The 25193-nt window shown below is 65.7% G+C and carries 21 protein-coding genes; 13 read left to right on the top strand and 8 right to left on the bottom strand.

Going from position 1 to position 25193, the window contains the following annotated elements:
* Positions 1 to 13 precede the first annotated feature (13 nt).
* Genes fdhF through WJU27_RS11005 form a run of 3 tightly spaced genes read right to left on the bottom strand, consistent with a single transcriptional unit; the run spans position 14 to position 4946 of the window.
* Complete coding sequence (gene fdhF / locus WJU27_RS11015) at positions 14 to 2878, bottom strand: formate dehydrogenase subunit alpha (protein ID WP_341422142.1); 2865 nt, start codon at positions 2876 to 2878, stop codon at positions 14 to 16.
* Positions 2879 to 2904: 26 nt separating this feature from the next.
* Positions 2905 to 4455 (bottom strand): formate dehydrogenase beta subunit, encoded by a 1551-nt coding sequence (locus WJU27_RS11010; RefSeq protein ID WP_341422141.1) that lies wholly within the window; start codon positions 4453 to 4455, stop codon positions 2905 to 2907.
* Positions 4452 to 4946, bottom strand: coding sequence for a formate dehydrogenase subunit gamma (locus WJU27_RS11005; RefSeq protein ID WP_341422140.1), 495 nt, complete (start codon positions 4944 to 4946; stop codon positions 4452 to 4454). Before WJU27_RS11005 ends, WJU27_RS11010 begins: the two co-directional genes overlap by 4 nt.
* A gap of 132 nt (positions 4947 to 5078) precedes the next feature.
* Between WJU27_RS11005 and WJU27_RS11000 the strand changes: the two genes are divergently transcribed.
* On the top strand, positions 5079 to 6155 hold the full coding sequence (locus WJU27_RS11000) for a substrate-binding domain-containing protein (protein ID WP_341422139.1): 1077 nt from the start codon (positions 5079 to 5081) through the stop codon (positions 6153 to 6155).
* Between the two features lie 169 nt (positions 6156 to 6324).
* Here WJU27_RS11000 and rho read toward each other — a convergent pair whose 3' ends face one another.
* Together rho and trxA are read right to left on the bottom strand one after the other, a co-directional pair.
* A complete protein-coding gene (gene rho / locus WJU27_RS10995; protein ID WP_019919371.1) occupies positions 6325 to 7584 on the bottom strand; it encodes a transcription termination factor Rho in 1260 nt (419 codons plus the stop codon).
* Positions 7585 to 7676: 92 nt separating this feature from the next.
* Positions 7677 to 8003 carry a thioredoxin TrxA gene (gene trxA, locus WJU27_RS10990; protein ID WP_008062188.1) on the bottom strand — a complete coding sequence of 109 codons (327 nt, stop codon included), beginning with the start codon at positions 8001 to 8003 and terminating at the stop codon, positions 7677 to 7679.
* A gap of 554 nt (positions 8004 to 8557) precedes the next feature.
* Here trxA and fdxA point away from each other — a divergent pair.
* The 5 genes from fdxA to WJU27_RS10965 all read left to right on the top strand — a co-directional run bounded on the left by fdxA (position 8558) and on the right by WJU27_RS10965 (position 17138).
* Positions 8558 to 8881, top strand: coding sequence for a ferredoxin FdxA (fdxA, locus tag WJU27_RS10985; protein WP_019919370.1), 324 nt, complete (start codon positions 8558 to 8560; stop codon positions 8879 to 8881).
* Positions 8882 to 8919: 38 nt separating this feature from the next.
* Positions 8920 to 11583 carry a PD-(D/E)XK nuclease family protein gene (locus WJU27_RS10980; protein ID WP_341422138.1) on the top strand — a complete coding sequence of 888 codons (2664 nt, stop codon included), beginning with the start codon at positions 8920 to 8922 and terminating at the stop codon, positions 11581 to 11583.
* A complete protein-coding gene (locus WJU27_RS10975) occupies positions 11580 to 14837 on the top strand; it encodes a UvrD-helicase domain-containing protein (protein WP_341422137.1) in 3258 nt (1085 codons plus the stop codon). Before WJU27_RS10980 ends, WJU27_RS10975 begins: the two co-directional genes overlap by 4 nt.
* Positions 14838 to 14938: 101 nt before the next feature.
* Complete coding sequence (locus WJU27_RS10970; RefSeq protein ID WP_020163656.1) at positions 14939 to 15388, top strand: CBS domain-containing protein; 450 nt, start codon at positions 14939 to 14941, stop codon at positions 15386 to 15388.
* Between the two features lie 73 nt (positions 15389 to 15461).
* Positions 15462 to 17138, top strand: a complete 1677-nt coding sequence (locus WJU27_RS10965) for a long-chain-fatty-acid--CoA ligase (protein WP_341422136.1) — start codon at positions 15462 to 15464, stop codon at positions 17136 to 17138.
* Between the two features lie 49 nt (positions 17139 to 17187).
* On the opposite strand, the gene WJU27_RS10960 is transcribed toward WJU27_RS10965, so the two are convergent.
* Positions 17188 to 17772, bottom strand: coding sequence for an H-NS histone family protein (locus WJU27_RS10960; RefSeq protein WP_341422135.1), 585 nt, complete (start codon positions 17770 to 17772; stop codon positions 17188 to 17190).
* Positions 17773 to 17828: 56 nt separating this feature from the next.
* On the opposite strand from WJU27_RS10960, the gene ccoN reads away from it, so the two are divergent.
* The 7 genes from ccoN to WJU27_RS10925 all read left to right on the top strand — a co-directional run bounded on the left by ccoN (position 17829) and on the right by WJU27_RS10925 (position 23259).
* Positions 17829 to 19256 carry a cytochrome-c oxidase, cbb3-type subunit I gene (gene ccoN / locus WJU27_RS10955; protein WP_304011301.1) on the top strand — a complete coding sequence of 476 codons (1428 nt, stop codon included), beginning with the start codon at positions 17829 to 17831 and terminating at the stop codon, positions 19254 to 19256.
* An 18-nt stretch (positions 19257 to 19274) separates the two neighbouring features.
* On the top strand, positions 19275 to 19889 hold the full coding sequence (ccoO, locus tag WJU27_RS10950; RefSeq protein WP_341422134.1) for a cytochrome-c oxidase, cbb3-type subunit II: 615 nt from the start codon (positions 19275 to 19277) through the stop codon (positions 19887 to 19889).
* A gap of 11 nt (positions 19890 to 19900) precedes the next feature.
* Positions 19901 to 20077, top strand: a complete 177-nt coding sequence (locus tag WJU27_RS10945) for a cbb3-type cytochrome oxidase subunit 3 (protein WP_020163661.1) — start codon at positions 19901 to 19903, stop codon at positions 20075 to 20077.
* Positions 20074 to 20985, top strand: coding sequence for a cytochrome-c oxidase, cbb3-type subunit III (gene ccoP, locus WJU27_RS10940; protein ID WP_020163662.1), 912 nt, complete (start codon positions 20074 to 20076; stop codon positions 20983 to 20985). The genes WJU27_RS10945 and ccoP overlap by 4 nt, the downstream gene beginning before the upstream one ends.
* A 63-nt stretch (positions 20986 to 21048) precedes the next feature.
* Positions 21049 to 22458, top strand: coding sequence for a cytochrome c oxidase accessory protein CcoG (gene ccoG / locus WJU27_RS10935; RefSeq protein ID WP_341422437.1), 1410 nt, complete (start codon positions 21049 to 21051; stop codon positions 22456 to 22458).
* Between the two features lie 5 nt (positions 22459 to 22463).
* A complete protein-coding gene (locus WJU27_RS10930) occupies positions 22464 to 22961 on the top strand; it encodes a FixH family protein (RefSeq protein WP_341422133.1) in 498 nt (165 codons plus the stop codon).
* Positions 22954 to 23259, top strand: a complete 306-nt coding sequence (locus WJU27_RS10925) for a hypothetical protein (RefSeq protein WP_020163665.1) — start codon at positions 22954 to 22956, stop codon at positions 23257 to 23259. Before WJU27_RS10930 ends, WJU27_RS10925 begins: the two co-directional genes overlap by 8 nt.
* Before the next feature lie 58 nt (positions 23260 to 23317).
* Here the strand turns inward: WJU27_RS10925 and WJU27_RS10920 are convergent, their stop codons facing one another.
* Entirely contained in the window at positions 23318 to 23770 is a 453-nt protein-coding gene (locus tag WJU27_RS10920; protein ID WP_019919357.1) for a universal stress protein, read from the bottom strand.
* A 189-nt stretch (positions 23771 to 23959) separates the two neighbouring features.
* Positions 23960 to 25135, bottom strand: coding sequence for a DesA family fatty acid desaturase (locus WJU27_RS10915; RefSeq protein WP_020163666.1), 1176 nt, complete (start codon positions 25133 to 25135; stop codon positions 23960 to 23962).
* Positions 25136 to 25193: the final 58 nt, after the last annotated feature.

The following is a 25193-nucleotide window of genomic DNA, read 5'->3' as shown; positions in this document are numbered from 1 at the left end:
CGGCGCCCACGACTCAGACCTTCTCGCGCTTCTTCGGCAGCAGCCCGATCTGCTGCTGCGAGAAGTCGCGATAGCGCTGCTGCCATTCCGACGGCTGGGTCACGCGGGTCACCTCGACCGCGGTGACCTTGTATTCGGGGCAGTTGGTCGCCCAGTCCGAGTTGTCGGTGGTGATGACGTTGGCACCCGATTCCGGGAAGTGGAAGGTGGTGTAGACGACGCCCGGCTGCATGCGCTCGGACACGCGCGCACGCAGCACCGTCTCGCCGGCGCACGAGGTGATGCCCACCCAGTCGCCTTCGTTGATGCCGCGCGTTTCGGCATCGGCCGGATGGATTTCCAGGCGGTCCTCGTCGTGCCACATCGAATTCGGTGTGCGGCGAGTCTGCGCACCCACGTTGTACTGCGACAGGATGCGGCCGGTGGTCAGGATCAGCGGGAAGCGCTTCGACGTGCGCTCCTCGGTGGGCACGTACTTCGTCAGCATGAAACGTCCCTTGCCGCGCACGAACTGGTCGATGTGCATGATGGGTGTGCCTTCCGGCGCCTGTTCGTTACACGGCCACTGGATGCTGCCCAGCTCCTCAAGCCGTTCGTAGCTGACACCGTGGAAGGTGGGCGTGAGCCGCGCGATCTCGTCCATGATTTCGGACGGGTGGCCGTAGTCCATCGGGTAGCCGAGCGCGTTCGACAGCATGCAGGTGACTTCCCAGTCCTCCTTGCCGGCCAGCGGCGGCATCACCTTGCGCACGCGCGAGATGCGGCGCTCGGCGTTGGTGAAGGTGCCGTTCTTTTCGAGGAAGCTGGAGCCAGGCAGGAAGACGTGGGCGAACTTCGCGGTTTCGTTCAGGAACAGGTCCTGCACGACCACGCATTCCATCGCGCGCAGCGCGGCTTCGACGTGCTGCGTGTTCGGGTCGGACTGCACGATGTCCTCGCCTTCGCAGTACAGGCCGAGGAAGGTGCCGTCCATCGCCGCCTCGAACATGTTCGGGATGCGCAGGCCGGGCTCCGGCTGCGGCTCGACGCCCCAGGCATCCTTGAACAGTGCGCGCGTGGCCGCGTCCGACACGTGGCGGTAGCCCGGCAGTTCGTGCGGGAAGCTGCCCATGTCGCAGGAGCCCTGCACGTTGTTCTGGCCGCGCAGCGGATTCACGCCCACGCCTTCGCGACCGATGTTGCCGGTGGCCATCGCCAGGTTGGCGATGCCGATGACGGTGGTCGAGCCCTGGCTGTGCTCGGTCACGCCGAGGCCGTAGTAGATCGCTGCGTTGCCGCCGGTGGCGAACAGGCGGGCGGCAGCGCGTACGTCGGCCGCCGGTACGCCGGTGTGCTGTTCCATCGCTTCCGGCGAGTTCTCCGGCTTGGCGACGAAATCGCGCCACTGTTCGAACGAATGCCATTCGCAGCGCTCGCGGACGAAGTCTTCCTTGACCAGGCCTTCGGTCACCACCACGTGCGCCATCGACGTGATCAGTGCGACGTTGCTGCCCGGCTTCAGCTTCAGGTGCTGTTCCGCCTTGATGTGCGGCGAGCGCACGAGGTCGATGCTGCGCGGGTCGACCACGATGAGCTTGGCGCCTTCGCGCAGCCGCCGCTTCATCTGCGAGCCGAACACCGGGTGGCCGTCGGTCGGGTTGGCGCCCATCACCATGATGACGTCGGCCTTCATGACCGAGTCGAAGGTCTGGGTGCCGGCCGATTCGCCCAGCGTCTGTTTCAGGCCGTAGCCGGTGGGCGAATGGCAGACGCGGGCGCAGGTGTCGACGTTGTTGTTGCCGAAAGCGGCGCGCACCAGCTTCTGTACGAGGTAGGTTTCCTCGTTGGTGCAGCGGCTGGACGTGATGCCGCCGACCGATTCACGGCCGTGCTTCGCCTGGATGCGCTTGAACTCCGAGGCGGCGTAACGGATGGCCTCGTCCCAGCTCACCGGCTGCCAGGCGTCCTCGATGCTCTTGCGTATCATCGGCGTGGTGATGCGGTCCAGGTGCGTCGCATAGCCGAAGGCGAAACGGCCCTTCACGCAGGAGTGGCCGTGATTGGCGCCGCCGTCCTTGCTCGGCACCATGCGCACCACGGTCGTGCCCTTCACCTCGGCGTCGAAAGAGCAGCCGACGCCGCAGTAGGCGCAGGTGGTGGTGACCTTCCTTTCGGCCTGGCCGTGTTCGATCACGCCCTTTTCCATCAGCGTCGCGGTCGGGCAGGCCTGTACGCAGGCGCCGCAGGACACGCATTCCGATTCCATGAAGGGCTGGCTCTCACCGGGGCTGACGCGCGAATCGAAGCCGCGGCCGGAAATGGTGAGCGCGAACGTGCCCTGGGTTTCTTCGCAGGCGCGCACGCAGCGGTTGCACACGATGCACTTCGACGGGTCGTAGCTGAAGTAGGGGTTGGACTCGTCCTTTTCCTTTGTCAGTGCGGACAGCAGGTCGAAGTGGTTCTTGCCCTTCATGCCGTAGCGCACTTCGCGCAGGCCGACCACGCCGGTCATGTCCTGCAGTTCGCAGTTGCCATTGGCCGAGCAGGTCAGGCAGTCCAGCGGGTGATCGGAAATGTAGAGCTCCATCACGCCGCGGCGGATGTCCGCCAGCTTGGGCGTTTGGGTACGCACCTGCATGCCGGCTTCGGCAATCGTCGTGCAGGACGCCGGGTACCCGCGGCGGCCTTCGATCTCGACCAGGCACAGGCGGCAGGAGCCGAAAGGTTCGAGGCTGTCGGTGGCGCACAGCTTGGGAATGCTGGTGTCGCATTCCTGCGCGGCGCGCATGACCGAGGTGCCGGCCGGCACCGTCACTTCGATGCCGTCTATCGTGAGCGTGACTTCCTTGTCCGACACGCGCGCGGGCGTGCCGTAATCGGTGTTGCGGGGCAGTGACATGGCGGTTCTCCTGGATTCTCGCGTGCTCAGGCCGCTTCGGTCTTGTCGACGCCGAAGTCTTCGGGGAAATGGTTCAGTGCCGAAAGCACCGGGTAGGGCGCCATGCCGCCCAGCGCGCACAGCGATCCATTCAGCATGGTGTCGCACAGCGACTGCAGCAGCGCGATGTTCCTGCCGCGGTTGTCGTTGGCGACGATACGGTCTATCACCTCGACGCCGCGTGTCGAGCCGATGCGGCAGGGCGTGCACTTGCCGCAGGATTCGATGGCGCAGAACTCCATCGCGTAGCGGGCCATGTGCGCCATGTCGACCGTGTCGTCGAACACCACGATGCCGCCGTGGCCGATCATCGCGCCGTGCTTGGCGTATTCCTCGTAGTCGAGCGGCAGGTCGAACTGCGACGCCGGTACGTAGGCGCCGAGCGGTCCGCCGACCTGCACCGCGCGCACCGGACGGCCGGACAGGGTGCCGCCGCCGAAGTCGTGGATGAGCTCGTTCATGGTCACGCCGAAAGCCTTCTCGACCAGACCGCCGCGTCTGATGTTGCCGGCGAGCTGGAAGGGCAGGGTGCCGCGTGAGCGGCCCATGCCGAAGTCGCGGTAGAAGGCGCCGCCCTGGGCCAGGATGGTGGGCACGGAGGCGAGCGAAATGACGTTGTTGATGACCGTCGGCTTGCCGAACAGGCCTTCGAGCGCCGGCAGCGGCGGCTTGAAGCGCACGATGCCGCGCTTGCCTTCGAGGCTTTCCAGCAACGACGTCTCTTCACCGCAGATGTAGGCGCCGGCACCGAGGCGCACCTCCAGTTCGAAGGCCTTGCCGGAGTTGCGTACGTTGTCGCCCAGCCACCCGGCGGCGCGTGCCCGGTGGATGGCTTCCTTCAGCGTGGCGAAGGCGTGCGGATACTCCGAGCGCAGGTAGATGTAGCCTTGGGTCGCGCCGACTGCGATGCCGGCGATGGTCATGCCTTCGATCAGGCAGTAGGGGTCGCCCTCCATGATCATGCGATCGGAGAAGGTGCCGGAGTCGCCCTCGTCGGCGTTGCACACCACGTATTTGCGGTCGGCGACCGCGCCGAGCACGGTGTTCCACTTGATGCCGGTTGGAAAGGCTGCGCCGCCGCGGCCGCGCAGACCGGATTCCGTCACTTCCTTCACCACGTCGGCGCCGCTCATCGCCAGCGCGTTGTCCAGGCCGACGAAGCCGCCGTGGTCGATGTAGTCGTCCAGGCTCAAGGGGTCGGTGAGGCCGATGCGCGCGCTGGTCAGGCGCTCCTGGTTCTTCAGATAGCCGATCTCGTCGGTCAGGCCGAGTGACAGCGCGTGCTGGCCACCGGTGACGAAGCCGGCGTCGAACAGCGCGGCGACATCCTTCGGCTGCACCGGGCCGTAGGCCACGCGGCCGGCGGGGGTCGGCACCTCGACCAGCGGTTCGAGGAAGAAGGCGCCGCGCGAGCCATTGCGTACCAGCTCGATCGCGATGCCGCGCTTTGCCGCCTCGGCAGCAATGGCCTGCGCCACCTTGTCAGCGCCCAGCGACAGCGCGGTGGAATCGAAGGGGACGTAGATGCGGGTGTTCATGCGCTCACCTCCGCGCGCAGCTCCGCAACGATCGCGTCGAAGCGCTCCGGTGTGACACGGCCGACGATATCGTCATCGACCCGCAACGACGGGCCGACCGCGCAGTTGCCGAGGCAGTACACCGCCTCCAGCGTCACTGCGCCGTCGGGGGTCGTTTCGTGGAAGTCGATGCCGAGACATTTCTTCGCGTGCGCTTCGAGCGCAACGGCACCGACGGCCTGACAGGCTTCCGCCCGGCAGACCTGCACCACGTGGCGGCCGGGCGCGTGGCTGCGGAAGAGGTGATAGAAGGTGATCACGCCATGCACTTCGGCGCGCGACAGGTTCAGCCCCCTGGCGATGACCGGGACGGCCTGTTCCGGCACGTGGCCGAATTCGTCCTGGATGGCGTGCAGCATCGGTAGCAGCGCGCCGGGCAGATCGGCGTGGCGGCCGACCAGCGACTGAAGCTGTCGCCCGTCGACACCGGGAGCGGGGTGGTGCGATGACATGGCTCTCTGTCTCCTGCTGAATTCCTAATTGGAACTCTTGTTCATAATTGCTAATCAGCCACCATCAAGGTCCAATAATGGCTTCGCAATGCAGGTTAGCAGCCGGTCTTGCTTTTAACGATATGAAAACAAATGCCTAACATGCGCATCCAGATCGAACCGGCGTGGCGCTTCCGCAATGCCGAAGGACGGGAGATCGACCCGCTGCTGTTCCGCGTGCTGGCCGCCGTGCAACGCAGTGGAAAACTGACCGAGGCGGCGCGCGAGGTCGATTTTTCCTACCGCCATTGCTGGAACCTGATCCGCACCTGGTCGGCCTTCTTCGGCACGCCACTGGTCGAGCTGTCGCAGGGCAAGGGCGCGGAACTGACGCCGCTGGGCGAGAAGCTGACCTGGGCGGCGCAGCGCATCCAGGCGCGATTGACGCCGCAACTGGAAAACCTGTCGGTGGAGATCGACCGCGAGATCAACGCCGCACTGATGGACACCCACCCGGTGCTGCGGCTGCATGCGAGCCACGGCTACGCGATCGCCCTGATGCCAGAGCTGATGGAGCGGGTGGCCGGCGTGCGGCTGGAACTGCAGTACCTCGGGTCGATCGACGCGCTCGGCTCGATGTCACGCGGCAGCTGCGACATCTGCGGCTTCCACCTGCCCAGCGGGCGGGTTACGCCGGAACTGGCGGCGCGGCTGAGCCGCCACCTGAAGCCGCGCGCGCACCGCGTGATCCGACTGGTCACGCGCACGCAGGGCCTGTTCGTGGCCGCAGGCAATCCGCTGAACATCCGCTCGCTGCAGGATCTGGTGCGTCCCGACGTGCGCTTCATCAATCGTCAGGCCAGCGCCGGCACGCGCGTGCTGCTCGACCTGCTGCTGGCCGAGCAGACCATCGATGCGGACGACATCAGCGGCTACGAAACGGTGGAATTCACGCACGCGGCGGTGGCGGCGCACATTGCCAGCGGCATGGCCGACACCGGCTTCGGCGTCGAAGCCGCCGCCAGCCAGTTCAAGCTCGATTTCGTGCCGGTCGCGGAGGAGCATTACTTTCTCGCCTGCCGGCTGGAGACGCTGGAGCTGCCGTCGATGCAGCGCGCGCTCGAGGCGCTGAAGTCGCCTGATTTTGCGAGCGTGGTGTCGACGCTCCCGGGCTATGCGCTCAATTCGCCGGGCGAGGTGCTGTCGGTGATGGAGGCGCTGCGTACCTGAGCGGACAGCACAAAAGAAAAACGCCGCAGTGTGCGGCGTTGGTCGGTCAAGTAAGCGTGGTCAGGTAAAGGCAGCGCAATGCGCTGCGAAACCCAAATGCAACGGAGGCTGGCTTTGCACAGCCAGCCCGTTCAGCAGGCGCGAAGCAGTGCTTCGCGAAACCCCTGCTTCACCCCCTACGCATCGCGTCGAAGAACTCCCCGTTGCTCTTGGTGGCCTTGATCTTGTCGAGCAGGAATTCGATCGCTTCGAGATCGTCCATGTTGTACAGCAGTTTGCGCAGGATCCAGATCTTCTGCAGGATTTCCGGCTTCAGCAGCAGTTCTTCGCGGCGCGTGCCCGAGCGGTTCACGTTGATTGCCGGATAGACGCGCTTTTCCGCCATGCGCCGGTCAAGATGGATTTCCATATTGCCGGTGCCCTTGAATTCCTCGTAGATCACGTCGTCCATGCGGCTGCCGGTTTCGATCAGCGCGGTGGCGATGATGGTCAGGCTGCCGCCTTCTTCGACGTTGCGCGCGGCGCCGAAGAAGCGCTTCGGCTTCTGCAGCGCGTTGGCGTCCACGCCACCGGTCAGCACCTTGCCGGAGGCCGGCTGTACCGTGTTGTAGGCGCGGGCGAGGCGGGTGATCGAATCGAGCAGGATGATCACGTCCTTCTTGTGCTCGACCAGACGCTTGGCCTTCTCGATCACCATTTCGGCGACCTGCACGTGGCGGGTGGCCGGTTCGTCGAAGGTCGAGGCAACGACTTCGCCCTTCACCGAACGCTGCATCTCGGTCACTTCTTCCGGGCGCTCATCGATCAGCAGCACGATGAGCAACGCTTCCGGGTGATTCACGGTGATCGCGTGCGCGATGTGCTGCATCATCACCGTCTTGCCGGTCTTCGGCGGCGCCACCAGCAGCGCGCGCTGGCCCTTGCCGATCGGCGCGATCATGTCGATGACGCGCGAGGTCGTGTTCTCTTCGCCGCGCATGTCGCGTTCGAGTTTCAGCGGCTCGGTCGGATGCAGCGGCGTCAGGTTCTCGAACAGGATCTTGTGCTTGGTCGCTTCCGGCGGCTCGCTGTTGATGCGATCGACCTTGACCAGTGCGAAATAGCGCTCGCCATCCTTCGGCGTGCGGATTTCACCCTCGATGGTGTCGCCGGTGTGCAGGTTGAAGCGGCGGATCTGGCTCGGCGACACGTAGATGTCGTCGGTTCCCGCCAGATAGCTCGCTTCCGGCGAACGCAGGAAACCGAAGCCGTCGGGCAGCACCTCCAGCGCACCGTCTCCGAAAATGCTCTCGCCCTTCTTCGCCCGGTTGCGCAGGATGGCGAACACGAGTTCCTGCTTGCGCAGCCGGTTGGCGCCTTCGATCTCGAAGGACTGGGCCATTTCGAGCAGCTGGCTGACGTGGAGTGCTTTCAGTTCGGAAAGGTGCATGGTGAAGATGTGCGACAGGCGGGGTGGGGAGATGGAGCGGTCTTCCGCTCCGGCGGGCAGGGCGCGGATACGCGCCCGCCGCGGGGTAGGTGTTACAGGTGACTGTCCAGGAAGGCGGTCAGTTGGGACTTCGACAGGGCGCCGACCTTCGTCGCCTCGACATTGCCGTCCTTGAACAGCATCAGCGTCGGAATGCCGCGAATGCCGAAGCGCGCAGGCGTTTCCTGGTTCTCGTCGATATTGACCTTGGCCACGCGCAGCTTGCCGGCGTAGTCACGCGCCACTTCGTCGAGGATGGGAGCGATCATCTTGCACGGACCGCACCACTCGGCCCAGTAATCGACCAGAACCGGCAGGTCGGCCTTGATGACCTCGGCTTCGAAACTGGCGTCGGTAACGTGGTGGATGTGTTCGCTCATTGTTTCCTCGCGGTGCTTGACTGGGAAAGTGGATTCGGTGAATCGGAAGGTCTTCGGGGGTGTATCTGGAAGAACCGGATGCCTCGTGCCGGACGCCACGGTTCGGGACGCCTGCAGGACTGGATGGATGTTGCGTGCCGAAAGGTGGGTGTCGGGTCGCTGGACTGGGTTTTCCGGCCACTCACCGAGCGGCCCGATTCGGAGCTTGCTGAAACCCGGCCGCCGGGGTGATCACGGTATCGGCGTCCCCTGCGTCGGAGTTCAGGGTTTCCGCACTGTTTGCAAGATGCTAATACAAAAAACAGTCGGGCGTGCAGAGGCAGATGGCAAGGAAATACAAAAAGTCATGGCCACATGTCGCAGCGGCACGACAGCGTGGGCGAGGTGCCGCCGCGCCCCGGTGCTAAACTCCCGCGTCCGGAAGAGGTGCGGCGCGCCGGTGTTTAGCAGTCTGCAGGCTGCTCCCGCGTGCCGCGGCCCCTCGTGAATTCAGCCTTTTTCAGCCCATGCATGGCCTGCCTGCGAGTGCAGAGCCCCCGCCCAACGGAGAAATCATGACCTACGTCGTCACCGAATCCTGTATCAAGTGCAAATACACCGACTGCGTCGATGTGTGCCCGGTCGATTGCTTCCGCGAAGGCCCGAATTTCCTGGTGATCGATCCGGACGAGTGCATCGACTGCACGCTGTGCGTCGCCGAATGTCCGGCCGAAGCCATTTTTGCCGAGGACGACGTGCCGGCGGACCAGGTGCAGTTCATCGAACTGAATGCCGAACTGGCCAAGGAATGGCCGGCCATCATCGAGCGCAAGGACGCGCTGCCCGACGCCGACGACTGGGCCAAGGTGAAGGACAAGCTCGGCATGCTCGAGCGCTGAGCGCGCGCTCCGTTTCCTTTCTTCGCCCGCGCTGACGCATGAGCGGAGCGGGTTTCGACTCCGTCACGCTGTCCCCCGGTCCGGACCTGTTCGGCCGGGTGGCACGCATCCTCCTCGATCGCCACGGCGACGCGCTCGCCGACTGCGACCTCATCCTGCCGTCCATTGCGCTGGCACCGGCGCTGCGCAGCGCGCTGTCAGCTGCGGCCGGCCGAGCGCTGTTCATGCCGCGCATGCTCACGCCGCAACTGCTGGCCGCGCGCTGGCGGGGCGATGCGGCGACCGACCCCGATTCGCGGCGGCTGCTCGGGCTGGTCGCCCAGTTGCGCCGGGTCGGCTGGCTGGGGGACGCCGACCTGTGGGCGGTCGCGCGCGAACTGATGGATCTCGCCGACACGCTGGCCGATGTGCCGGTGCCAGACGAGGGCGCGCTCGAAGGCGCATTCGCCCGGGCGCACGCACTGCACGACAGTGCGGCGCTGTCGCTCGAGGCGCGGCTTGTTCATGCGGTGTGGCTGGCTGACAGTACCGGCACCCCGGGTCATGCACGCGCGACGACGCAGGCGCTTTACCGGGCGGCCGCGGCGGCGCGCCGGCCGGTCGTGCTGCTGGCCGATACGCTCGATCCGGCGCCGGACTGGTTGACCGCGTTTGCGCAGCGCGTGCCAGTACTGCACATCGGCGTGCGGCGCGCGGCGGATGAAGACGCGCTGTCGCGCGCGCTCGATGCCGCCTGGCCGGTCGCCGCCGACGATGCGCGCACGCTGTGGTCGCGCCGCGTGCCGGCGGACGCGGCGCAGCGTCTGCGCGACCGCGTGCGGCTGGTCAGTGCGCAATCGCTCGAACAGGAGGCGCAGCACGCTGCCACCTGCATTGTCCGCTGGCTGGCGGAGGGGCGCCGCCGCATCGCCCTGGTCGCCAGCGACCGCGAAGCCGCCCGCCGTACCCGTGCCCTGCTCGAACGCAGGCAGGTGCTGCTGGCCGACGAAACTGGCTGGAAGCTGTCCACCACGCGCGCCGCAGCGACGGTCGACGCCTTCCTGCAGTGCCTGGCGTCCGACGGCTATCACCGCGACCTGCTCGATCTGGTCCGCTCGCCCTATGTCGCAGGCACGATGGACGCCGATACGCACGCGCGGGCGATCGCCGAGGTCGATCACTGGGTGGTGCGGCGCAACCATGTCGACGGGCTGCAGGCCTTGCTCGCCGATGCGGCGCGCGAACTGGCCGGGCGGGCGGGCGCGGCGCTGATGGTTCCGTTCGCGCAGGCGGCGAACCTGATGCCGACCCAGGCCGCGCCCGCCGCCTTCTGGATCGAACGGCTGCTGGCCGCGCTCGACGCGCTGCAGGCGCGCACGGCCTTGCTGCAGGATGCCGCCGGCGCGCAGGTGATCGCGCTGCTCGAACAACTGCGCGCGGACAGCAGCGGTGTGGCGCTGGCACTGACCTTTGCCGACTGGCGCCAGTGGCTCAATGGCGAGTTCGAACGGGCGCTGTTCCGCGACACCGCGATCGACAGTCCGGTCGTGTTGACCCATCTTGCGGCGACCCGGCTGCGCGTGTTCGACGCCGTGTACGTGATCGGCGCCGACGGCGAACATCTGGCGCCGCCTCAACTGCGCGGCGTGCTTGGCCACGAAGGGCTGCGGCGCGAACTGGGGCTGGCCGATACGCAGCAGGCGGCACGCCAGCTGCGCGAGGACCTCGCCGGGCTGATCCTGAACAGTGAAGAGATCGTGTTCAGCTGGCAGGCGCAGCGCAACGGCGAAGCCAATCTGCCCGGTGCCGACCTGCAACTGCTCGACCTGATGTTCGTGCGCGCCGGCTTGCCGAGTGCCGTCAGCGCCGCGCCGGCCCAGCCCGATCCCGAGCCGGCCGCGCTGCCGCGGCAGACCAGCGCGCCGGTGCTCGAAGCCGATCGGGTGCCGCAGCGGCTCACCGCCAGCGCGATGGCCGATCTGATGGCCTGCCCCTACCGCTACTATGCGCGCCGCGTGCTCGGCCTGGGCGAGGGCGACGAGGTCGAGGAAACGATGGGCAAGGGCAGCGTGGGCGAACTGGTGCATGCGCTGCTGCACGACTTTCATGTTGCGCACCCGCGCCTGGACAGTGAAACGCCGCAGGCGCTGGTCGATGACATGCGCGCGCGCATCGCGGTCGCCTTCGATGGCGCGATCAGTCGCAACTTCCAGGAACACGCGTGGGCCGATCGCCTGCACGACCGCGCCGACGCCTACGTTGCCTGGGCCTGCGCGCGCGAAGCCGAGGGCTGGGTGTTCGACAGCGGCGAGCAGTCGCGGGCGCGACCGCTCGACCTGCCGGACGGCGGCACGCTGTCGCTCGAGGGCCGCATCGACCGCATCGACCGCGGTGTCGCCGGCGTGTCGCTGCTCGACTACAAGCTGCGCAGCAGCGAAGCCGTGAAGAAGAGCGTGCAGGGCGGGGAAGATCTGCAGCTCGCTTTCTACACACTGCTCGAAGGCGACACGGTGAGCGAAGCCGCCTATCTGGCGCTCGACGAGCCGGCGCCGGTGCCGCACCCGCAGCCCGAGCCGCACGCGGCGGCCGAAGCGTTGCAGGGATTGATCGGCGCGCTGTTTCCGGCGCTGCGTGCCGGAGCCGCGCTGCCTGCGCACGGCGACGACCGCGCCTGCGCCTACTGCGAAATGCGCGGCCTGTGCCGCAAGGACTGGCGCGCATGAACGACGGCCTGCGCGCACTCGATCCGTCTGCCAGCGTCGTCGTCGAGGCCTGCGCCGGCAGCGGCAAGACGTGGACGCTGGTGTCGCGGCTGATCCGTCTGCTGCTGGCGGGCGTGGCACCGGGCGAGATACTGGCCATCACCTACACGCGCAAGGCGGCGCGCGAGATCGACGAGCGGCTGCAGCACTGGCTGGGCGAGCTGGCGGTGGCGGACGACGCAGGCGTGATCGCCTTCCTCGATCAGCGCGGGGTCGATGCGCGCAATGACGCGGCGCTGATCGAGCGTGCGCGCGGTCTGTTCGAACGCGTCGCCAGCGCCCGCCCTGGGCTGACGATCAACACCTTCCACGGCTGGTTTTCGTCGCTGCTCGGCGCCGCTCCGCTGTCGGCCGGCCTCGGCGGGCTGCAGCTCGCCGAGCGCACCGCACGCCTGCGCGACCAGGCTTGGGGCGTGCTGATGCGACGTGCCGGCAGTGCGCCGGACGGCGAACTGGCGCAGTCGGTGCGCTGGCTGCTCGCGCAGGCCGGTCTCGCCGGCGCGCGCAGCCTCGCCGAAGCGCTGATCGAGCGGCGCGCCGAGTGGCAGGCCTGGCTGGCTGCGCACGACGGGCTCGATGGCGTGTTCGCGCATCTCGAGTCCTTCTTTGGCGCCGACCGTGAAGCACCGGTCGATGCGCTGGCGCAGGACGCTACGCTGCGCGCCGCAGCGCTGGAACTCGCAAAGCTGCTGGGGCAGGGCACGGAGGCGCAGCAGCGCAAGGCGGTCGCGCTGGAGATGGCCGCCAGCCAGCAAGACGCCCGGGCCTTCTTCGACGGTCTGTGCGCCGAACTGCTGACCCGCGCCGGTGTGCCGATCGCGTTCAAGCCGGGCAAGGCGATGGAGAAGATCGGCGCAGCCGAGCGCACGCAGCAGTTGTTCGAGTCCTGCGCCGAGCGCCTGCTGGCCTGCCTGCACGCGCTGAGCGACCGCGCCGCCTGGGAACTGAACCGGCACGCGCTGACCGTTGCCTCGGCCACGCTCGACGCCTACGACCAGGTCAAACGCGGCGCCGGCGTGCTCGACTTCGGCGACCTCGAATGGCACGCGGCGCGCCTGCTCGGCGACGCGCAGACCGGCCCCTTCGTGCAGGCACGGCTGGATGCGCGCTACACCCACCTGCTGCTCGACGAGTTCCAGGACACCAATCCGCTGCAGTGGCAGGTGCTGATGCACTGGCTCGACGCCTACGCGCCGGACCAGGTGCAGCCGCGCGTGTTCGTGGTGGGCGATCCGAAGCAGTCGATCTACCGCTTCCGCCGCGCCGATCCGCGCATCTTCGCGCACGCGCGCACGGCTTTCGCCGAGCGCTTCGGCGCCATCGACATCCGACGCAACGAAACGCGGCGCAGCAGCCCGGCGGTGGTCGAGGTGGTCAATGCGCTGTTCGGCGCGCTCGACGTGTTCGAAGGTTTCGCGCCACACGGCACGACGCAGCTCGGCCTGCCCGGCGCGGTCGAGGTGCTGCCGGCTTTCGGCCACGACGTCGACGCGCCGGACGAGGCGACGACGAACGATGCCGGCCTGCGCAATCCGCTCACCACGCCGCGCGTGACGATCGAGGACAGCAGGCGCCGTCGCGAGGCCGACGCGATGTGCGCGCGGCTGCATGCAATGGTGGGGCGGGTCGCCGTGCGCGATGCGCACAGTGGCGCGGTGCGGCCGGCGCGCTACGGCGACATGATGATCCTGCTGCGCCGGCGCACCGGTCTCGCCGTCTATGAGGCGGCGCTGCGCGCGCACGGCATTCCGTACTTCGGTGCCAGCCGCGGCCGCCTGCTCGACACGCTGGAGGCAGCCGATCTGCAGGCGCTGCTGCGCTTCCTCGCCGCGCCGGCCGATGCGCTGGCGCTGGCGCACGTGCTGCGCAGCCCGCTGTTCGCGCTGTCCGACGCGCACCTGCTGCGCCTGACCAGCGCCGGCTCCGCACTGTGGCCCGCACTGCGCGCTGCACGTGACGGCGACGACGCCGAACTGGCGCGTGCGGCGTCGCTGCTGAGCGACTGGCTGGCCGCCGCCGCGCAACTGCCGGTGCACGACCTGCTCGACCGCGTGTTCCACCGTGGTGAGCTGATGCAGCGCTATGCCGCCCAGGTCGATCCGATGGCCTGGCCGGGCGTGCGTGCGAATCTGGACGCTTTCATGGAGCTCGCGCTCAAGGTCGATAGCGGCCGCTTCCCCAGCATGCCGCGCTTTCTCGACGAGCTTGCACGATTGCGCAACGAGGACGACGAGGCGCCGGACGAGGGGCTCATCCTCGGTGAGGACCCGGCACGCGGCCGCGTGCGCGTGCTCACGGTGCATGCCGCGAAAGGGCTGGAGGCGCCCATCGTCTGGCTGGCCGACGCCATCGCGAAGCCGCGCGCCGACAGCGGCGCGCGCGTACTGCTCGCCTGGCCGCCGGGCGCGCCAGCACCCGAACACCTGTCGCTGCTGCAGCGCAAGGATAACCAGGGGCAGGCGCGCGCCCGGTTCATCGACGCCGAAGCCCGCGCTGCGGCGCGGGAGGACGCCAATCTGCTGTACGTCGCGGTCACCCGGGCGCGGCAGTTCCTGTTCGCCAGCGGTGTCAGCCCGGCGCGGGGCGTGGCCGACGACAGCTGGCTGGCGCGTTTGCAGACAGCCCTGCGTGGCTGCCCGTCGGTACAGACCGCCGACGACGGTGCGCTGCGCCTGAGTACAGGCACGGCCGATGCGTGCCCCGACATCGATACGGTTGCCGCGGTGCCGACGGTTGCCGGAGCGCTTCCATCGACACCGGTGGGCGAGCGCCGCATTGTGGTGCCGATGAACGACGCGCAGATCTGGGGCACCGGCCTGCACGCCTGGCTGGAAGCGCTGGCCTGCGGCGAGCCGCCGCCGCCGCGCCCGTTGGCGCTCGATGCGACGCGCTGGAGCGAACTTGAACGCCTTGCGCGCGCCATGACCGGCAGCGCTTCGCTGCGCCGTTTCTTCGATCCGGCGCTGCATCGCTGGGCGGCCAGCGAAGTGGAATTCGTGCTGCCCGACGGCAGCCTCGGCCGCATCGACCGCCTGGTCGAGTTCGACGACGAGATCTGGATACTGGATTACAAGAGCGGGGAGGGCGCGGGATTCGCCGGGGAGTATGCCGAACAGCTGAAGCGCTACGCCGAGTCGGTACGCCTGATCCGCCCCGGAAAGACGCCATGTGCGGCGTTGCTGCGTCCGGACGGGCGTCTGGATCGCCTTTTCTGAACGCCGGCGCTTTGCGGCGCCGACGCTTTTGACTACCATCGACGCATGGTCATCCGCAGCGCGCACCCCGTGCCCGCGCGGCGAGGAGGAGAGTGGCAACCATGCAAGTACATGAAATCCTGCGCATCAAGGGCACCGTGCTATACACGGTGGCACCGCAACAGACGCTGGGTAACGCAGTCGTCACGATGACCGACCTCGACGTCGGGTCGCTGGTGGTGATGGAGCATGGCCGCATGGTCGGCATGCTCACCTTCCGCGAAGTGCTGCGCTCGGTGCGGGCGTCCGGCGGCGACTGGCAGTCGCTGACCGTATCCGCCGTCATGCATCGCGATCCGGCGACCGCCCACCCGGACATGGAAGTCGACGAACTGCGCCGACTGATGCTCGAGAACCGCTGCCGCTATCTGCCCATCATGGAAGGCGATACGCTGATGGGCGTGCTGTCCTTCCACGATGTCGCACGCGCGATGCTGGAGGAGCAGAGTTTCGAGAACCGCATGCTGAAGAGCTATATTCGCGACTGGCCGATGGAAGACATGTCGGGTTGATGCCCGGCCGCACGATCATGCAGCACGCTGCCGCGTTCGCACGGCAGCGGCACGATGACGCGAGGAGGCGGTAATGGAGAAGGTGTGGCTCAAAAGCTACCCCAAGGGTGTTCCGGCCGAGATCGATCCGTCGGAGTTCATGTCGGTCGGCGAGGTGTTCGAGCGCAGCTGCCGGGAGTTCGCGGAGCGCGATGCCTATGTCTGCATGGACAAGGCCATCAGCTACGCCGAACTTGACCGCCTCAGTGCCGCCTTCGCGGCATACCTGCAGTCGGTGCTCGGCCTCGCGCCGGGGTCGCGCGTCGCGATCATGATGCCCAATGTGCTGCAGTACCCGGTGGCCATGTTCGGCGCGCTGCGTGCCGGCTACACGGTGGTGAACTGCAATCCGCTGTACACGCCGCGCGAGCTCGAACACCAGCTCAACGACAGCGGTGCGGAAGTCATCGTCGTGCTGGAGAACTTCGCTTCCACGCTGCAGCGCGTGATCGAGCGCACGTCGGTGCGCCACGTCGTCGTCACCGCGCTGGGCGACCTGCTGCCAGCGCCCAAGGGCTGGATCGTCAATCTGGTCGTGCGCCACGTGAAGAAGATGGTGCCGTCCTTCGACCTGCCGTCGGCGGTCCGCTTCAACGAGGCGATCAAGCTGGGGTTGGGGCACACGCTGAATCCGGTCAATGTCGTGCACGAAGACATCGCCTTCCTGCAATACACGGGCGGTACGACCGGTGTGGCCAAGGGCGCCATGCTCACCCATCGCAACATCGTGTCCAACATGATGCAGGCCGATGCCTGGATACAGCCCTTCGTGAGCGGGCCGCAGATCGTCATCACGGCATTGCCGCTGTATCACATCTTTGCGCTGACCGCGAATTGCCTGGTATTTCTGAAGCTCGGCGCGACCAACATACTGATCACCAATCCGCGTGACATTCCGGGTTTCGTCAAGGAACTTCAGAAATACCGCTTCACCGTAATTACCGGTGTCAATACGCTGTTCAATGCGCTGCTGAACAATCCGGATTTTGCCCAGCTCGATTTCTCCGGATTACGCGTTTCGCTGGGCGGCGGCATGGCGGTGCAACGCGCGGTCGCCGAACGCTGGAAGAAAATCACCGGTCAGCCCTTGATCGAAGCCTACGGCCTGACCGAAACCTCGCCGGCGGTGTGCATCAATCCGCCGGATCAGAAGGAATTCAACGGCTCGATCGGGCTGCCTGTCCCGTCTACTGAAATATCGATACGTGACGACGAGGGGCGGGAGGTGCCGCCGGGTGAAACCGGGGAATTGTGCGTGCGCGGACCGCAGGTGATGAAGGGTTACTACCGTCGTCCGGCGGAAACCGCACAGGTGATGACGGCCGATGGATTCCTGCGCACCGGCGATGTCGCCACGGTCGACGAGACCGGTTTCGTACGCATCGTCGACCGCAAGAAGGACATGATTCTGGTGTCGGGCTTCAACGTCTATCCGAACGAGGTCGAGGACGTCGTCGCCGCCTGCGCCGGCGTGCTCGAGTGCTGTGCGATCGGGCTGCCGGACGAGCATTCGGGCGAGGTGGTGAAGGTGTTCGTCGTCAGCAGGGACGCGACGCTGACCGCCGATGCGGTGATCGCCCACTGCCGGACCCAGCTCACCGCATACAAGATTCCGCGTCACGTTGAATTCCGCAGCGAACTGCCGAAGACGAATGTCGGAAAGATATTGCGCAGGGCGCTCAAGGAAGAGGCCGCGGCGCGGAAGCAATGAATGAAAAAGGCACCTTGCGGTGCCTTTTTTGTGCGCGACCGAATCGAGATCAGGACACGCGGGCGGCAGCAAGTTCGTCGGCGCTCATCGCTGCAAGCCAACCCGGCTTGCGGCCGGCAGCACCAATTTCCTTGATTTCGCCGGTGGCCGGATTGCGATATTTGCCGGGCGCGATCTTCACCTTGGCTGCAGCAGCCGGACGACCCGAGCGACGCGCTGCACCGCCGGCAAGGCCGACATCGGAGGCCGACAGATTGTATTTCTTGATTTTGGCACGCACGTCCGAAATGACTGCTTCGAGCTCCGCCCGGCGCACTGCTTCTGCCTGTTGCTGCAGTTCCGCGATTTTTGCCATCAATTCGTCGTAGCTCTGACCGGACATTGCGTTGTCTCCATGGGTTGAGGAAATCGAATGATAAGCGCGGAAATTCATTCCGTAAATTGATTTGATCGAATTTCTGCTCGTAATTCGATCAGGGTGCAATATCATTTTGCGCGGGAAAATGCGGCCGGCATCGGTGCGCGCGCGGTAACGGTGAAAGACGGTGAAACGATAGGCCGCTTGACGTGGGTCAAGACCCGGTAGCAGGCGAGCACATAACCTTCGGGCCGGATCATGCGTGCGTGCGCCCATGCGGGCGTGGCGGTGCAATTTCAATGTGGGAGCAGGCAAAAATGAAAACAGAAGCAATGGGGTCCGTTCACGGCACCTACGACTACCGGGTGGTGCGGCAGTTCGCACTGATGACGGTGGTGTGGGGCATCGTGGGCATGCTGGTCGGCGTAGTCATTGCCGCCCAGCTGGTCTGGCCGCAACTGAACGTCGGCGAGTGGTTCCACTTCGGCCGACTGCGGCCGCTACACACCAACGCAGTCATCTTCGCCTTCGGCGGCTGTGCGCTGATGGCGACTTCGTTCTTCGTCGTCCAGCGCACCTGCCACACACGGCTGTTCGCGCCGTGGCTGGCGGAATTCGTGTTCTGGGGCTGGCAGATCGTCATCGTTGCCGCCGCCATCACGCTGCCGCTGGGCTACACATCGGGCAAGGAGTACGCCGAGCTCGAGTGGCCGATCGACGTGCTGATCACCCTGGTCTGGGTGGCCTACGCCGTCGTGTTCTTCGGCACCATCGCAAAGCGCCGCACCTCGCACATCTATGTCGCGAACTGGTTCTACGGCGCCTTCATCCTGACCGTCGCGGTACTGCACCTGGTCAATAGCGCCGCCATCCCGGCCGGCTTCTGGAAGTCCTACTCGGCCTACGCGGGCGTGCAGGACGCCATGGTGCAGTGGTGGTACGGTCACAACGCGGTCGGCTTCTTCCTGACCGCCGGCTTCCTCGGGATGATGTATTACTTCGTGCCGAAGCAGGCCGAACGTCCGGTGTATTCCTACCGCCTGTCGGTGGTGCACTTCTGGGCGCTGATCTTCACCTACATGTGGGCGGGTCCGCACCACCTGCACTACACCGCGCTGCCGGACTGGACGCAGTCGCTGGGCATGGTGTTCTCGCTCATCCTGCTGGCACCGAGCTGGGGCGGCATGATCAACGGCATCATGACCCTGTCGGGCGCCTGGCATAAGCTGCGCACCGATCCGATCCTGAAGTTCCTGATCACCTCGCTGTCCTTCTACGGCATGTCGACCTTCGAAGGTCCGATGATGTCGATCAAGACGGTCAATGCGCTGTCGCACTACACCGACTGGACCGTGGGCCACGTGCATTCGGGCGCGCTGGGCTGGGTGGCGATGATCTCGATCGGTTCGATCTACTATCTGATCCCGCGCCTGTTCGGCCAGGAAAAGATGTACTCGGTGCCGGCCATCAGCATCCACTTCTGGATGTCCACCCTCGGCGTCGTGCTCTACATCGCCTCGATGTGGATCGCCGGTGTGATGCAGGGCCTGATGTGGCGCGCCATCAACGACGACGGCACGCTCACCTACACCTTCGTCGAGAGCGTTAAGGCCAGCTATCCGTTCTGGTTCATCCGCTTCCTCGGTGGCGCGCTCTTCCTGTCCGGCATGTTCGTCATGGCCTGGAACGTGTGGAAGACCATCGCCGGCCAGAAGCCGTACAACGCACCGGTGGTGGCGCCTGCTGCCGCGCACGCCTGATCACTGGAGAAAGACATCATGGCTGCATCCAAACACGAAGCAATCGAACGCAACGTTGGCCTGCTGGCGATCCTGACGGTGATCACCATCGCCATCGGCGGTCTGGTCGAAATCGTTCCGCTGTTCTTCCAGCACTCGACCACCGAACCGGTCAAAGGCGTCGAGCCGTACAGCCCGCTGCGACTGGCCGGTCGCGACATCTATGTGCGCGAAGGCTGCTACAACTGCCATTCGCAGATGATCCGTCCGTTCCGTGCCGAGACCGAGCGCTATGGCCACTACTCGGTCGCTGGCGAGTTCGTCTATGACCGTCCGTTCCAGTGGGGCTCCAAGCGTACCGGCCCGGATCTGGCCCGCGTCGGCGGTCGCTACTCCGACGAGTGGCACCGCGTGCACCTGATCAATCCGCGCGATGTCGTGCCGGAATCCAACATGCCCGCCTTCCCCTGGCTCGAGCGTCCGGTCGACGCCAGCACCATCGAGCAGCGCATGCGTGCGCTGACCGTGGTCGGCACGCCCTACACCGAAGAGCAGATGAAGGGCGCAGCGGCCGAACTGAAGGGCAAGACCGAAATGGATGCCCTGATTGCCTACCTGCAAGGTCTGGGCACCGCGATCAAGCGTGTGAACTGAGGGAGCCCGTCATGGAACTCGACATCAACGCACTGCGCTCGGCAGTCACCGTCGCGGGCTTCGCCTGCTTCGTCGCCATCGTGATCATGGCCTGGCGTCCGGGCGCGCAGCGCGCCCACAACGAGGCAGCGATGCTGCCCTTCGCCGACGACGATCGCGCGCACACCGAAACCGGAGAACAAAAGTGAGCGACTTCATCAACGACTTCTGGAACATGTACGTGGTGGTGCTCGTCGTCGCCAGTATCGCGTTCTGTGCCTTCATCATCCTGTCCAACCGTGGCGCCCGTCCTAAGGGACAGGTCGAACTGCACGGTCATCAGTGGGACGAAACGCTGGCCGAGTGGAACAACCCGCTGCCGCGCTGGTGGGTGTGGCTGTTCTGGATCACCATCGTGTTCGCCATCGTCTATCTGGCCGCTTACCCGGGCCTGGGCAACTTCGGCGGCAAGCTTGCGTGGTCGTCCACCGGCGCCTACGACAAGGAAGTGAAGGAGGCCGAAGCCAAGGTGGCGCCGCTGTTCGAGCGCTACGCCGGTCTCGACGTGAAGGAAGTGGCGGCCGATCCTGAAGCACGCGCCATGGGCGAACGTCTCTACCTGAACAACTGCGCCCAGTGCCACGGCACCGACGCACGCGGTTCGCGCGGCTTCCCCAACCTGACCGACGCCGACTGGCTGTATGGCGGCGAGCCCGAGGCGATCAAGGCCACGCTGGTCAATGGTCGCAACGGTGCGATGCCGGCCTTCGGCGCCATCCTCGATGGCGAGCAGCAGCGCGACGTGGTGCATTACGTGCGCTCGCTGTCGGGCATGGCGGCGGATGGCGTGCGCGTGCAGCGCGGCAAGGCGGTGTTCGGTGCGAACTGCGCGGCCTGCCATGGCGCCGACGGCAAGGGCAACCAGATGGTGGGTGCGCCCAACCTGACCGACGGCATCTGGCTGTACGGCAGCACCGAAGCAATCGTGCTGCAGTCGGTGGCCAAGGGGCGCAATGGCCATATGCCGGCGCACGGCGAACTGCTTGGCGACAAGAAGATCCATCTGGTCGCCGCCTACGTCTGGGGCCTGTCGAACAACGCGGGTGGAGCGAAGTAAATGGCTTCAAATCCCTCTCCCGGCGACAGTACGTCCGGTAACGAAGTAAAGCGGGCGGCGCGGGTGATTCCGATCACCGATGTGTCGTCGGATGAGGGAGATCTGTACGCGGCGCGCAAGAAGATCCAGCCGCGCAGCATCAAGGGGCGCTTCAACAACGTACGCTGGGCCATGGTGTGGATCACGCAGATCGTGTTCTACGGCCTGGCCTGGCTGCCCTGGAATGACAGACAGGCCGTGCTCTTCCATCTGGTCGAGCGCAAGTTCTACATCTTCGGCATCGTCCTGTGGCCGCAGGACGTGCTCTTCCTCGCGCTGCTGCTGATCATCAGCGCGCTCGGACTGTTCCTGGTCACCGCAGTGGCCGGGCGTGTCTGGTGCGGCTACGCCTGTCCGCAGTCGGTCTACACTGAAATCTTTATGTGGATAGAGCGGCACATCGAGGGCGACCGTTCGGCCCGCATGAAGCTGGACGCGGCGCCGATGAGTGCGCGCAAGCTCGGTCTGCGCGCTGCGAAGTTTGGCGCCTGGGGTGCGCTGGCCCTGTGGACCGGTTTCACCTTTGTCGGTTACTTCACGCCGATACGCGAACTGGCGTCCGAGATCGCCGCCTGGTCGCTCGGTCCGTGGGAGGCGTTCTGGATGTTCTTCTACGCCGCCTTCACCTACGTGTTCGCCGGTCACATGCGCGAGCAGGTATGCAAGTACATGTGCCCGTATGCCCGCTTCCAGGGCGTCATGTTCGATCCCGACACCCTGATCGTCAGCTACGACGCGAACCGGGGCGAGCCGCGCGGCAACAAGAAGAAGGCGCGCGAGGGGCAGGTGGTCGGCGACTGCGTCGATTGCGACTGGTGCGTGCAGGTCTGTCCGACCGGCATCGACATCCGTAACGGCCTGCAGTACGAGTGCATCGGCTGTGCGCTCTGTATCGACGCCTGCGACCAGGTGATGGACAAGGTCGGCCGCCCGCGCGGACTGATCGCCTACACCACCGAACGCACCTTGCTGGCGAAGAAGCCGGCGCACGAGGGCTGGCGCGAGGTGATGGCGCATATCCTGCGACCGCGCGTCATCCTCTACACCACGCTGCTGGCCGTCATCGTGTCCGGTTTTGCCTGGGCACTGTTCACCCGTACGCCGGTCAAGATGAACGTGCTGCGCGACCGCGCCACGCTGGCGCGTGAAGTCGAGGGCGGCAAGATCGAGAACGTCTATCGGCTGCGCATCATGAACACCTCGGAAGTCGCACGGCGCTACGTGCTCGAGGTCGAAGGTCTGCCGGGTGCGGCCATCGCCGACCTGCGCGAAATCGAGGTCGAAGCGGCCGGGTCGCGCGACATCGCCGCACGGGTGCAGGTCGATGCCGAAGCCCTGCAGCCGGGCTCCCACGAAATCTATTTCAACCTGCAGGCCGTCGATGCACCGGATGTCCGCGTGCATGAGAAGACGTCCTTCCTGCAGCCGAGGTAAGCCGCATGAACAACGACGCATCGATGCAGTTGCCGTGGTACCGCCATCGCTGGCCGTGGATACTTGCGGCCGGGCCGGTCACCGTCATCATTGCCGGCGTGATCACCACCTGGCTGGCTGCGACCGGCAATACCGCGCTGGTCGCCGACGATTACTACAAGCAGGGCCTGGCCATCAATCGCACGATAGAGCGCGAGCGCAAGGCGACCGAACTCGGGGTCGAACTGTCCGTGTCGGCAACGCCGGCCGGCGCCGATGACACCCGCTTCGATCTGGCTCTGCGCATGGCCGATGCGACCGCGATGCCGGCGCGTCTGCGCGTGCTGCTGGCGCACCCGACACGCAGCGAACTCGACCGAGAACTGCTGTTCGACGGGCGGGACGGGCATTTCGGCGGCGTCGTGCGTGCCCTGCAGCCGACCCACTGGAAGCTGGTGATCGAGGACGAGGCGCGCAGCTGGCGCGTGCAGCAGTCGCTGACGGTGGAGGCGAGCGGTGGCTAGGGAAATCGAGATCGAGGAGGTCGAGACGCGGCGCGTGCCCGGACGTTTCGGGCGCCTGTTCGCACTGGTGTCCTGGCCGTCCTTCCTGGTTGCCGCGGTCGCGGAGACCATCTTCTTCAGCCTGATCAATCCGCGGGAGCTGTATCTGCTCGGCGAGCCAGTGCATTTCTCGCCGTTGGCGACCTACACCATAGGCTTCTTCGGCTTCTGGTGCGTGGCCGGCGCGTCCAGCCTCATTTCGTCGTGGATGGCGGAGAAGATGCCCGCCTGCGCCGACCGCTGCGTCGGCCGCAAATGAAAACGGGGATGCCGTTGCCGGCATCCCCGTCCTTTTCCGCCGGTCGGCGTCGCGTCGCTCAGCGATAGACCAGCACCGGAATCTTCGAATTCGACAGCACCTTCTGCGTCACGCTGCCCAGCAGCAGGTTGGCCAGACCACGTCGGCTGTGCGACGCCATGAAGATCACGTCGGCGTTGCGCTTCAGCGCGACCTCGATGATGGCCTTGTGCGGCTCGTCATGGGTCACGGCAATGCTGTCGACCTGAACACCATCGGCTTCCGCCTCGGCGCGTGCCGACTGCAGGATGCGGTCGGCGTGGGTGCGCATCGCGTCGGTGAAGTCGTTCGGTGCAATCGGGTCGATGTTCTCCTCGTCCTGCTCGCTGTGCAGCGCCGATACGTGATAGTCCTTCATCACGTACAGGAAAGTGACGCGACCCTTCACGTCCTTGGCGAAGCAGACGGCATGCTTGACTGCGGCCTTGGAAAGATCCGAACCATCGATCGGTACGAGTACGTGGCGAAACATCCTTGACTCCTTCTCGTTGTTATTGGCCGGCACCGCCACGGTGTCCGGCCGTGCTCCACTGCATGGCTCCTGCAAATTCTATCGGCTAACCGAACACTATTTTGAGGGTAAGCCGCCCATTTGGTTTGATCCAAGTAAAAAGCCGGAAGTGCGACGCACTTCCGGCTTCCAGGGTGCAGCGAATGCGTATCAGATCGCGTAAGACTTGAGACGCATCGAGAAGTCCTGCAGTTGCTTGATGCCGCTGGCTTCGGCGCGCGCGCACCAGTCTTGCAACTGCTTCAGCAGCTGCTCACTCGACGCGGTTGAGCGTGCCCACAGTGCGGTCAGTTCCTGGCGCATCGTGTGCACCGTTTCCAGACGGCTGCTGTGCGACAGCATCGAAGCCATTTCGGCGTCGTCGCTGGTCGGTTGCGCGTTCTCGCTGCGGTTCAGCCAGCGCTTGAAGCGCTGGTAGCGTTCGCCGTCGGCCAGTGCGGCGTTCGACGCGCGCAGCTTCTCGACTTCCTCGGCGTAGATCGAGCGCAGCGACTTCATGTAGCGGGTCATCACGTCGTAGCGGTGCGTGATGATGGCTTCCAGCGTCTGCGTGTCGACCACGTTGCGCGCTTCGAAACGCGGCTGCGGAATGGTCTTCTTGGCCTTGGCCAGACCGAGGATTTCGAGGATGCGGATGTACATCCAGCCGATGTCGAATTCGTACCACTTCGACGACAGCTTGGCCGAGGTCGCGAACGAGTGGTGGTTGTTGTGCAGTTCCTCGCCGCCAATAATGATGCCCCAGGGCACCAGATTGGTTGCCGCGTCGTTGCAGTCGTAGTTCCGGTAGCCGATGTAGTGGCCCAGACCATTAACGACGCCAGCCGCCCAGATCGGGATCCAGGCCATCTGCACGGCCCAGATCGTCAGGCCGAGCGGGCCGAACAGCAGCACGTTGATGACGAGCATCAGCTTGATGCCCAGCGCCGAGCGACCGGTGTACAGATTGCGCTCCAGCCAGTCGTCCGGCGTGCCATGACCGTAGCGGCTCATGGTTTCCTTGTTCTTCGCTTCGGCGCGGTACAGCTCGGCGCCTTCGAACAGCACCTTCTTGATGCCGAGGACCTGCGGGCTGTGCGGATCTTCGGGCGTCTCGCACTTGGCGTGGTGCTTGCGGTGGATGGCTGCCCATTCCTTGGTGACCATGCCGGTCGTCAGCCACAGCCAGAAGCGGAAGAAGTGGCTGGGAATGGCGTGCAGCTCAAGCGCACGGTGTGCCTGGTGGCGGTGCAGGAAAATCGTCACCGACGCGATGGTGATGTGGGTGAACACCAGCGCGACGACGATATAGCCCCACCAGGGCAGGTCGATAAGACCATTCAACATTCAGGATTTCCCTTGATACACGATTTGAAGATGCGGATTCTACGCGAGAGTGGCTAGC

This window comes from Methyloversatilis sp. NSM2 (assembly GCF_038066675.1).
Classification (GTDB): Bacteria; Pseudomonadota; Gammaproteobacteria; order Burkholderiales; family Rhodocyclaceae; genus Methyloversatilis; species Methyloversatilis discipulorum_A.
Note: the sequence above shows the minus strand (reverse complement) of the source record. Positions and strands in the feature narration are given on the sequence as shown.

Excerpts from the sequence above, each read along its gene's own strand:
- fdhF (WP_341422142.1), bottom strand. The coding sequence starts at position 2,878 with ATGTCACTGCCCCGCAACACCGATTACGGCACGCCCGCGCGCGTGTCG.
- WJU27_RS11010 (WP_341422141.1), bottom strand. The coding sequence starts at position 4,455 with ATGAACACCCGCATCTACGTCCCCTTCGATTCCACCGCGCTGTCGCTG.
- WJU27_RS11005 (WP_341422140.1), bottom strand. The coding sequence starts at position 4,946 with ATGTCATCGCACCACCCCGCTCCCGGTGTCGACGGGCGACAGCTTCAG.
- WJU27_RS11000 (WP_341422139.1), top strand. The coding sequence starts at position 5,079 with ATGCCTAACATGCGCATCCAGATCGAACCGGCGTGGCGCTTCCGCAAT.
- rho (WP_019919371.1), bottom strand. The coding sequence starts at position 7,584 with ATGCACCTTTCCGAACTGAAAGCACTCCACGTCAGCCAGCTGCTCGAA.
- trxA (WP_008062188.1), bottom strand. The coding sequence starts at position 8,003 with ATGAGCGAACACATCCACCACGTTACCGACGCCAGTTTCGAAGCCGAG.
- fdxA (WP_019919370.1), top strand. The coding sequence starts at position 8,558 with ATGACCTACGTCGTCACCGAATCCTGTATCAAGTGCAAATACACCGAC.
- WJU27_RS10980 (WP_341422138.1), top strand. The coding sequence starts at position 8,920 with ATGAGCGGAGCGGGTTTCGACTCCGTCACGCTGTCCCCCGGTCCGGAC.
- WJU27_RS10975 (WP_341422137.1), top strand. The coding sequence starts at position 11,580 with ATGAACGACGGCCTGCGCGCACTCGATCCGTCTGCCAGCGTCGTCGTC.
- WJU27_RS10970 (WP_020163656.1), top strand. The coding sequence starts at position 14,939 with ATGCAAGTACATGAAATCCTGCGCATCAAGGGCACCGTGCTATACACG.
- WJU27_RS10965 (WP_341422136.1), top strand. The coding sequence starts at position 15,462 with ATGGAGAAGGTGTGGCTCAAAAGCTACCCCAAGGGTGTTCCGGCCGAG.
- WJU27_RS10960 (WP_341422135.1), bottom strand. The coding sequence starts at position 17,772 with ATGGGCGCACGCACGCATGATCCGGCCCGAAGGTTATGTGCTCGCCTG.
- ccoN (WP_304011301.1), top strand. The coding sequence starts at position 17,829 with ATGGGGTCCGTTCACGGCACCTACGACTACCGGGTGGTGCGGCAGTTC.
- ccoO (WP_341422134.1), top strand. The coding sequence starts at position 19,275 with ATGGCTGCATCCAAACACGAAGCAATCGAACGCAACGTTGGCCTGCTG.
- WJU27_RS10945 (WP_020163661.1), top strand. The coding sequence starts at position 19,901 with ATGGAACTCGACATCAACGCACTGCGCTCGGCAGTCACCGTCGCGGGC.
- WJU27_RS10930 (WP_341422133.1), top strand. The coding sequence starts at position 22,464 with ATGAACAACGACGCATCGATGCAGTTGCCGTGGTACCGCCATCGCTGG.
- WJU27_RS10920 (WP_019919357.1), bottom strand. The coding sequence starts at position 23,770 with ATGTTTCGCCACGTACTCGTACCGATCGATGGTTCGGATCTTTCCAAG.
- WJU27_RS10915 (WP_020163666.1), bottom strand. The coding sequence starts at position 25,135 with ATGTTGAATGGTCTTATCGACCTGCCCTGGTGGGGCTATATCGTCGTC.